Here is a 7,465-nt window from a genome sequence, read left to right as displayed (position 1 = left end):
GTCTCGATAGCGGAGCTATCGGGATGATTCGGCAACGCCGCGAGGTGCCGTGCCAGACGCCGCGGGCCCGGCCAGGACCCATCGGACAGGCCCTAACCGCCGGGGCGGACCACCGGCCCCGATTCACCGCCGCCCGCCTCCACCATCCCCACCCGGCCCCGATCACTCTCCCCGTCCTCGCCCCCGCCGCTGTCGTCCTCGCCCACCCCGCCCTCGGGCCCGCGCTCCCGCTGCCGGCCCTCGCGCGCCAGCTTCCCCACGGTCCGCACCAGCTCGGTCGGCTCGAACGGCTTCGCCAGGAAGGCGTCCACCCCGACCGACTCACCGTTGTTCACCTCGCCCAGCGTGCACGCGCTGACGATGGCGATCGGGATGTCCCACGTCCGGGGATCGGAGCGCAGCTGCGCCGCGGTACGCAGACCGTTGAGCCGCGGCATCACCACGTCGAGGGTCACGACATCGGGTCTTACGTGGTGCACGACGTCCAGACATTCGGCACCATCAGCCGCGGTCACGACCTCGAAGCCCTCCAGCTCGAGATTGACCCTGATCAACTGCCGGATCACCTTGTTGTCGTCGACAACCAGGATCCGACCGGACAAGCCAGGCACAACCATGAGACTAGGGGCCCACCTGCGGCGCCGTCCCGGTTTTGCCCACTTCCGCCCCCATGCGGGGGACCTTTCCCCGACCCCCGCCGACACACCCCGCACATGCGCTACGGCCCCGCCCGGCGGACCGCCCGTGCCCCTCCCCCGCCTCCCGCAAATCCTGTTCATGAACACCCCATCAGAGCTGGTAGGGTTCTACCCGTCGCCGCACAAACAGCGGCAACGCCCCCGTAGCTCAGGGGATAGAGCAACGGCCTCCGGAGCCGTGTGCGCAGGTTCGAATCCTGCCGGGGGCACTCGCCACCTCACCTACGAAAGCTCGTACGTGATCCGGGCGGATGCCGACAGAAGAGGGCGGGAGTCAGTCTCACTGACTCCCGCCCTTTCTCGTTGTCCGATCGAACAAGAGGGTCGACTTCCGGGGTTTTCCGCACTGGAGATCAGTGGGGCGGAATCTCCACACTCGTGGAACTGGAAGCGGTCGGGGCCGCTCTGCTCCAGCAGATGGGCCCCTACGAGGTCGTCCAGGAGCTGCCGAGGGACGGTCCGGGGACGGTCAGGCGGTCTCGACGTCTGATGGAAGTGGATGCCACCGGAGGCGTTCCCGGCCTGGACGACATCGTGAGGCTCCCCGGAGAGTTCGTTGAGCGAATCTCCGGACCGCCCGTTGGCTCCTGCCGGCATGCCGAGGGGTGCGTCCTTTCCGGGTCAGGCCGCCGGGGGCGGCGGCAGCGGTGCGACGGAGCGAGTGCAGTTCCCACTGCACGTACGGCGTCAGCGGCTCCTCGACGACGCGTACGCGGTGGAAGGACGAGCCATGGGCCTCTTCGTCCGCCTGGATCCCGCGCAGATTGTCGCGGCCCTCCTCGAACAGGCGCAGCGGATGGCGGCGTCCCGGGTGCGGAAATCGGCCAGATACTCGTCGTTGCCGAGTCGTTGACCACGATGGGCGGGGAGTGCCGGAAGGTGAGCGTCAGGCATCGGGGAGGTCCGGCTTCGCGGTGGTGAGCATGTTTGCGGGGATGACGACGAGTCGTTCGTCTGGGCCGATTGTCACGCCTTCGGTCAGGCGGGGAGTGTAGTGGTCGGTCATATCGCGGCCTATGACGGCGATATCGCCGTTGCTGAGCCGCCAGATGTCCGGGTACTGCTCCCTGCCCTGGGAATTGCCCGGTTCTTCCACCGACTTTCCCAGGCGTCCGACGCATGACGCCGACGGGTCGGATTCCCAGGCTCGGGCCACGACGTGCCGCCTCCAGGTTCCCGCTGTAATGGAATGCCGCCGGAACGATGCCGTGCGAGACGGGGGTGGGGGGGCCGTGGCCGTGGTCCCGGGCCGGTCCGGCCCGGGTTGCGGGGGGGGCGGGAGCGTCAGCCGTCCAGGCGGACCGGGAGGGACTCGATGCCGTAGACGATCGACAGCTTGCGGAAGGCCAGGTCCGCCGGATCGGCGGCGAGGCGCATGTGCGGGAAGCGGCGGACCAGGGCGGGGTAGGCGGCGCGGAGTTCCATCCGGGCGAGTTCGGCGCCCACGCAGCGGTGGATTCCGTAGCCGAAGGCCAGATGGGACGGAACGTTGCGCGAGGGGTCGAACTGCTCCATGTCCGGACCCAGTTTGCCGTCCCGGTCGGCTCCGCTGAGGGAGCACAGCACCACGTCCCCCGCGGCGATCTGCACACCGCCGATCTCCAGGTCCTCGCGGGCGAAGCGCGGGAAGGCGACCTGCACGACGGTCAGGTAGCGCAGCAGCTCCTCGACATAGCGGTCGACGACCTCGTCGCCGTCATGGAGGGCCGCGAAGTGCTTCGGGTCCTGGAGGAGGACCAGGGCGCCGAGCGCCAGCATGCTGGCGGTGGTCTCGAAGCCCCCGGTCAGTACGCCGTCGGCCAGGCCCGCCAGTTCCTCGTCGCTGACCGAGTCGCCGTGCTCCTTGACAATCATGCCCAGCAGGCCGTCACCCGGATTCTCCCGCTGCTTCTTGACGATGTCCCGGAAATAGGAGAGCGATTCGGATATGGCGCCGAAGGATGCGTTCGCCCCGCTGAAAAGGTCGAAGCGGGCCGCGCTGAGGCGTTCGAAGTCGTCGCGGTCCTCGTAAGGGACGCCGAGGAGTTCGCAAATGACGAGGGAGGGGATGGGCAGCGCGAAAGAGTGGACGATGTCGACCGGGTCGCCGTTCTTACCCGCCTCTTCCATGGCGTCGAGGCGCTCTTCGACGATCTCGTGGATGCGCGGTGTGAGCCGGCCGAGGCGGCGCATGGTGAATTCGGGGGTCAACAGCCGGCGGAGCCGGGTGTGCACCGGCGGGTCGGCGAATCCGAGGCCGCCGGGGTTCTGTTCGGCGCCGGCGCCGGCCTTGCCGACGAGGTTGGTGAAGTCCGAGCTGAAGGCATTGGCCTTCCCCAGCACCGCCTTGACCTCGTCGTATCCGGTGACCAGCCAGACGTTGGCGGCTATCGGCACCGGAAGCCTGCTGATCGGCTCCTGCTCCCGGACGGCCGCCAAATCGCCCACGGGGTCGAGCCCCTCGCGACGCAAGGGCATCAGGACAGACTCGGGCAAGAAAGACATTCGAGACAGGTCGAAGCCTTTCTTCTGTGTTCTCGCCAGATACATGCGGCCGGCCCAGGCGATGATCCGGGAACGGAGAGTCGTCATGACGCTCATACTGCCTTTCGTCGAGGGGGACGGTCACCCGCACTCGGCGCCCCAAGGCGGCCGGGACAGCACGGGACCCACTCGGCGCGGACGGGTGTGTCGTACGCCATAGCCCCTCGCTTGCGGTGGTCATGGCGCGGGTCCATGCCATCGACCGGTGCCTTAGGTCGTCCGCATCAGCGTGACGAGTTCGGCCTTCTTCTATTCGGTCGGGAAGAGTTTACAAACTGCCATTGACCGCGTTCACGGAACAACCCGGGTCGCCCCTGGGGGACCCCTGAGTCGACCCTGATTCCTCCCCTGGGTATGCCCGCCGGGAGGCGGACACGGAGGCGGGCGGGGAGGCGGGCCGCGGCGGTTGCCGGCAGTGACCACTGCTCGTATGCGGCGGGCGCGGGCGCGGGAGTGGTTCGCGAGAGGGGATGCGGAAGCAGGTGCATGCGTCCGGGCGGCGGTCCCGGCGGTGGAGCGGAAGGCGATCCGGACCGCGAACGGCCCCAGGAACGGCCGTCGGGCCAGGCGGCCAGTCCCGCGTCAACGCGCGGCGGGAGGGAGAGGGGTGAGGGCTGAACAACGCCTCCGGCAGCCCGACGCACACCGGCCCGGACCCGTCAACCGGGCGCTCGCGGGGGCGGGTTGACGCCGGGGACGGGGGTGCTACCCCCGAGTGCGACTGCTACGTACCGTGACAAGTTGCGGACCCTTCGGAGCCTCTTTAGCGTGAGATGAGTGCGAGGTAGGCGACAGGACGCGGCGCGTGACAGCGGTCCACAGGTACCGATCCGTCCGTCCCGTTGACGCCCGGTGAACCCCACTCGTTTTCGACTCCCCCTTTTCGCAGGACTCTCCCTTTCGCAGGAGGAAGCGCATGTTTCCGAAGCGCATGTTTTTGCGGTCGAAGTCCGGCAGCTTCGCTCTGTGTGCCCTTTCCGGGGCGCTGGCCGGCGCCCTGACGGCAGGACCGGCACTGGCGGCGGGCGCCGACGGGGGTGACGGCGAGGACTCCACCGTCCCCATGCGCATGGGCCGGGTCGTCGCCAAGCAGGGTCTCGTGGTGCGTACGGGCCCGAGCACCCATTACCGCGTCATCGGCTCGAAGCGGTACGGGACGGTGGTGGAGATCGCCTGCCGGGTCAACGGGCAGCGCGTCAAGGGCAACCCCGTCTGGTACAAGCTGGGCGACCACTCGTACGCCTGGTCCTCGCAGCGCGACATCGTGCACGACGGGGACGAGCCCCGCTGGTGCTGAAGCGGGGCGGCCCGGTGCCGACGCCCCGAACGCCGTATCCGGCATAACGGAAATAGCGGCCGCCGCTTGCTACGTTGCCAGACATGACGGCAACGGCAAGGGCGGCCGCCACGGCGCGCCCGGCGGACACTCCCCCACCCTTGCCGCTACCGCCGGGACGGCGGGGAATCGAACTGGCCCTCCTCGTAGGCGCCGTGCTGATCAGCGTCTGCGGCTACCTCGTGGTGGGGCTGGCCAAGGGGCACGCCCTGCCGGGCGGTGCGGTCCGCTACGGCGCCGGGCTCGGCGGACTGGCGCTGCTCGCGCACCTCGCGGTGCGTCTGCGCGCCCCGTACGCCGATCCGCTGCTGCTGCCCACGGCCGTACTCCTCAACGGGCTCGGGCTGGTGCTGATCTTCCGGCTCGATCTGGAGACCCCGGCCGACCACGCCGCGCCCACCCAGCTGATGTGGTCGACGGTGGGGGTGCTGTTGTTCATGGCGGTGGTGGTGCTGCTGCGCGACCACCGCACCCTGCAGCGCTACGCCTACCACTGCGCGGCGCTGGCGCTGCTCCTGATGGTCGCGCCGATCGCGTTTCCCGCCGTCAACGGGGCGAAGATCTGGATCCGGGTCGACGGATTCTCGATTCAGCCCGGCGAGTTCGCGAAGGTGCTGATCACGGTCTTCTTCGCGGCCTATCTCGCCGCCAACCGCGGTGCGCTGGCGCGCGCCGGCCAACGGGTGGCCAGGCTCCAGCTCCCCGCCGGCCGGGTGCTCGGGCCGATCGCCGCGATCTGGCTGATCAGCGTGGCCGTGCTGGTCCTGGAGCGCGATCTGGGCACCTCGCTGCTGTTCTTCGGGATCTTCGTGGTGCTGCTGTACGTGGCGACCGGGCGGACCGGCTGGATCGCGGTGGGGCTGCTGCTGGCCGGGATCGGGGCGGCCGCGGTCGGCACGCTGGAGCCGCATGTGCACGGCCGGGTCGAGGACTGGCAGCACCCGTTCGCCGGTATCGCGGCGGGCGAGGGACCCGGGCAGCTCGCCCAGTCGCTCTTCGCCTTCGCCGCGGGCGGGGTGCTCGGCACGGGCCTGGGCCAGGGCCATTCGTCCCTGATCGGCTTCGCCATGAAGTCCGACTTCATCCTCGCGACGTTCGGTGAGGAGCTGGGGCTGGCCGGACTCACCGCGCTGTTCCTGCTGTACGCCCTGGTGGTGGCGTGCGGCTACCGGGCCGCGCTGGGGCTGGGCGACGCGTTCGGCAGCCTGCTGGCCGTCGGGCTCGCGGCGCTGCCGGCCCTCCAGGTCTTCGTCATCGCGGGCGGGGTGATGGGGCTGATCCCGCTGACCGGGATGGCCATGCCGTTCCTCGCGCAGGGCGGGTCGTCCGTCGTCACGAACTGGATCATCGTCGCGCTGCTGCTGCGGATCAGCGACCGGGCGCGGGCGCCCCGGCCGGAGGGGAGCGAGGTGGCGGGCGGCAGCGGGAACTGGGAGGCCGTCCGTTGAACCGCTGCATCCGGCACACCGCCGCGTTCTGCCTGCTGCTCCTGTTCGCCCTGCTGGTCAACGCCGCGCGGGTGCAGATCGTCGAGGCGGAGCACTACGGCGCCAGCCCGGCCAACCGGCGGGTGCCGATCGCCCGTTACGAGGAGCCGCGCGGTGAGCTGCTCGTCGACGGCCGTCCGGTCACCGGGTCCCGGGACAGCCGGGGGCGGCTGCGCTACGAGCGCACGTACACCGACGGCCCGCTCTACGCCCCGGTCACCGGCTACTCCTCGCAGACCTACGGGACCTCGCTGCTGGAGCGGGCCGAGGACGGCATCCTCTCCGGCGCCGATGCGCGGCTGGCCGCCTTCCCCTGGTGGGACCGGCTGACCCGGGCCCGCCACCGGGGCGGCGATGTGCACACCACCATCAACCCCCGGATGCAGCGCGCCGCGTACGCCGGGCTGGGCGGCAAGAAGGGCGCGGTGGCCGCGATCGAACCGCGTACGGGGCGGATCCTGGCGCTGGTCAGTACGCCGTCGTACGAGCCGGGTGAGCTGTCCGGCAACGGCGCGCCGGTGAGCGATGCCTGGCGCCGGCTGAACGCCGCCGCGCAGCGGCCGATGCTCAACCGGGCGCTGCAGCAGACCTACCCGCCCGGCTCCACCTTCAAGGTCGTCACCGCGGCGGCCGCGCTGGAGAGCGGCCTGGTCACCGATATCGACGCCCCTACGGACTCCCCCGATCCCTATCCGCTGCCCGGCAGCTCCACCCTGCTCGGCAACGCGGCCGAGGGCTGCGAGGACGCCCCCCTCACCTACGCCTTCCGGGCCTCGTGCAACACCGTCTTCGCGCGGCTGGGGAACGCGGTCGGGCTGCGCGGCATGGCGGCGACGGCCCACCGGTTCGGCTTCAACGACCGGCGGCTGCGCATCCCCTCGCCGGTCGCGCCGAGCACCTTCGACACGCGGATGGATCCCGCACAGGTCGCGCTCTCCGCCATCGGGCAGTACGACACCGCCGCCACTCCGCTCCAGATGGCGATGGTCGCGGCGGTGGTCGCCAACGGCGGGCAGCTGACGCCGCCGTACCTCGTCGACAAGGTGACCGACCCCGGCGGTGTCATGATCGCGGCCGGTCCGCAGCGGCCCACCCGCCAGGTGGTCGGCCCGGCCACCGCGCAGCAGCTCCAGGAGATGATGATCGACGTCGTCGAGCACGGCAGCGGCCGGCAGGCGGCCGTCGACGGCCTGACGGTCGGCGGCAAGACGGGCACCGCCCAGCACGGTCCGCACAACGAGGGCACGCCGTATGCCTGGTTCATCTCCTGGGCGCGCGAGCGGGACAGCTACGAGCCGACGGTGGCGGTGGCGGTGGTCGTCGAGGACGCGGCCGCCGATCGCGCGGACATCAGCGGCGGGGGGAGTGCGGCACCGATCGCCCGGGCGGTGATGGCGGCGGCGCGCTGACAGGTACCCGCG

Annotated in this window: 8 protein-coding genes and 1 tRNA gene; 5 read left to right on the top strand and 4 right to left on the bottom strand. The window is 70.6% G+C overall.

The features are described from left to right. Positions 1-92: 92 nt before the first annotated feature. Positions 93-617 carry a response regulator gene (locus ACZ4NB_RS32975; protein ID WP_467666705.1) on the bottom strand — a complete coding sequence of 175 codons (525 nt, stop codon included), beginning with the start codon at positions 615-617 and terminating at the stop codon, positions 93-95. A 218-nt stretch (positions 618-835) separates the two neighbouring features. Between ACZ4NB_RS32975 and ACZ4NB_RS32970 the strand changes: the two genes are divergently transcribed. Continuing rightward, positions 836-907: transfer RNA gene (locus ACZ4NB_RS32970), tRNA-Arg, on the top strand. 260 nt (positions 908-1,167) lie between these two features. On the opposite strand, the gene ACZ4NB_RS32965 is transcribed toward ACZ4NB_RS32970, so the two are convergent. Next, complete coding sequence (locus ACZ4NB_RS32965) at positions 1,168-1,452, bottom strand: DUF6879 family protein (protein WP_467666710.1); 285 nt, start codon at positions 1,450-1,452, stop codon at positions 1,168-1,170. Between ACZ4NB_RS32965 and ACZ4NB_RS32960 the strand changes: the two genes are divergently transcribed. Further along, positions 1,360-1,551, top strand: coding sequence for a hypothetical protein (locus ACZ4NB_RS32960; RefSeq protein WP_467666704.1), 192 nt, complete (start codon positions 1,360-1,362; stop codon positions 1,549-1,551). The two genes, ACZ4NB_RS32965 and ACZ4NB_RS32960, sit on opposite strands and share 93 nt — an antisense overlap. A 33-nt stretch (positions 1,552-1,584) precedes the next feature. Here ACZ4NB_RS32960 and ACZ4NB_RS32955 read toward each other — a convergent pair whose 3' ends face one another. After that, positions 1,585-1,794: a hypothetical protein gene (locus ACZ4NB_RS32955; RefSeq protein ID WP_467666703.1), complete on the bottom strand. Its 210-nt coding sequence runs from the start codon at positions 1,792-1,794 to the stop codon at positions 1,585-1,587. A gap of 188 nt (positions 1,795-1,982) precedes the next feature. After that, positions 1,983-3,278, bottom strand: a complete 1,296-nt coding sequence (locus tag ACZ4NB_RS32950; RefSeq protein ID WP_467666702.1) for a cytochrome P450 — start codon at positions 3,276-3,278, stop codon at positions 1,983-1,985. A gap of 859 nt (positions 3,279-4,137) precedes the next feature. Here ACZ4NB_RS32950 and ACZ4NB_RS32945 point away from each other — a divergent pair. From ACZ4NB_RS32945 to ACZ4NB_RS32935, 3 genes are all read left to right on the top strand, one after another. After that, positions 4,138-4,518 (top strand): SH3 domain-containing protein, encoded by a 381-nt coding sequence (locus ACZ4NB_RS32945; RefSeq protein ID WP_393493372.1) that lies wholly within the window; start codon positions 4,138-4,140, stop codon positions 4,516-4,518. A gap of 83 nt (positions 4,519-4,601) precedes the next feature. Then, on the top strand, positions 4,602-6,005 hold the full coding sequence (locus ACZ4NB_RS32940) for an FtsW/RodA/SpoVE family cell cycle protein (RefSeq protein WP_467666701.1): 1,404 nt from the start codon (positions 4,602-4,604) through the stop codon (positions 6,003-6,005). Continuing rightward, positions 6,002-7,453 (top strand): penicillin-binding transpeptidase domain-containing protein, encoded by a 1,452-nt coding sequence (locus ACZ4NB_RS32935; RefSeq protein WP_467666700.1) that lies wholly within the window; start codon positions 6,002-6,004, stop codon positions 7,451-7,453. Before ACZ4NB_RS32940 ends, ACZ4NB_RS32935 begins: the two co-directional genes overlap by 4 nt. The last annotated feature ends 12 nt before the right edge of the window (positions 7,454-7,465 follow it).

The organism is Streptomyces sp. NPDC026575, assembly GCF_055567415.1.
This window is presented reverse-complemented; position numbering and strand designations above follow the sequence as displayed.

Bases quoted from the DNA above. Each gene is read 5' to 3' on its own strand.
- ACZ4NB_RS32975 (WP_467666705.1), bottom strand. From the start codon at position 617: ATGGTTGTGCCTGGCTTGTCCGGTCGGATCCTGGTTGTCGACGACAAC.
- ACZ4NB_RS32945 (WP_393493372.1), top strand. From the start codon at position 4,138: ATGTTTCCGAAGCGCATGTTTTTGCGGTCGAAGTCCGGCAGCTTCGCT.
- ACZ4NB_RS32940 (WP_467666701.1), top strand. From the start codon at position 4,602: ATGACGGCAACGGCAAGGGCGGCCGCCACGGCGCGCCCGGCGGACACT.
- ACZ4NB_RS32950 (WP_467666702.1), bottom strand. From the start codon at position 3,278: ATGAGCGTCATGACGACTCTCCGTTCCCGGATCATCGCCTGGGCCGGC.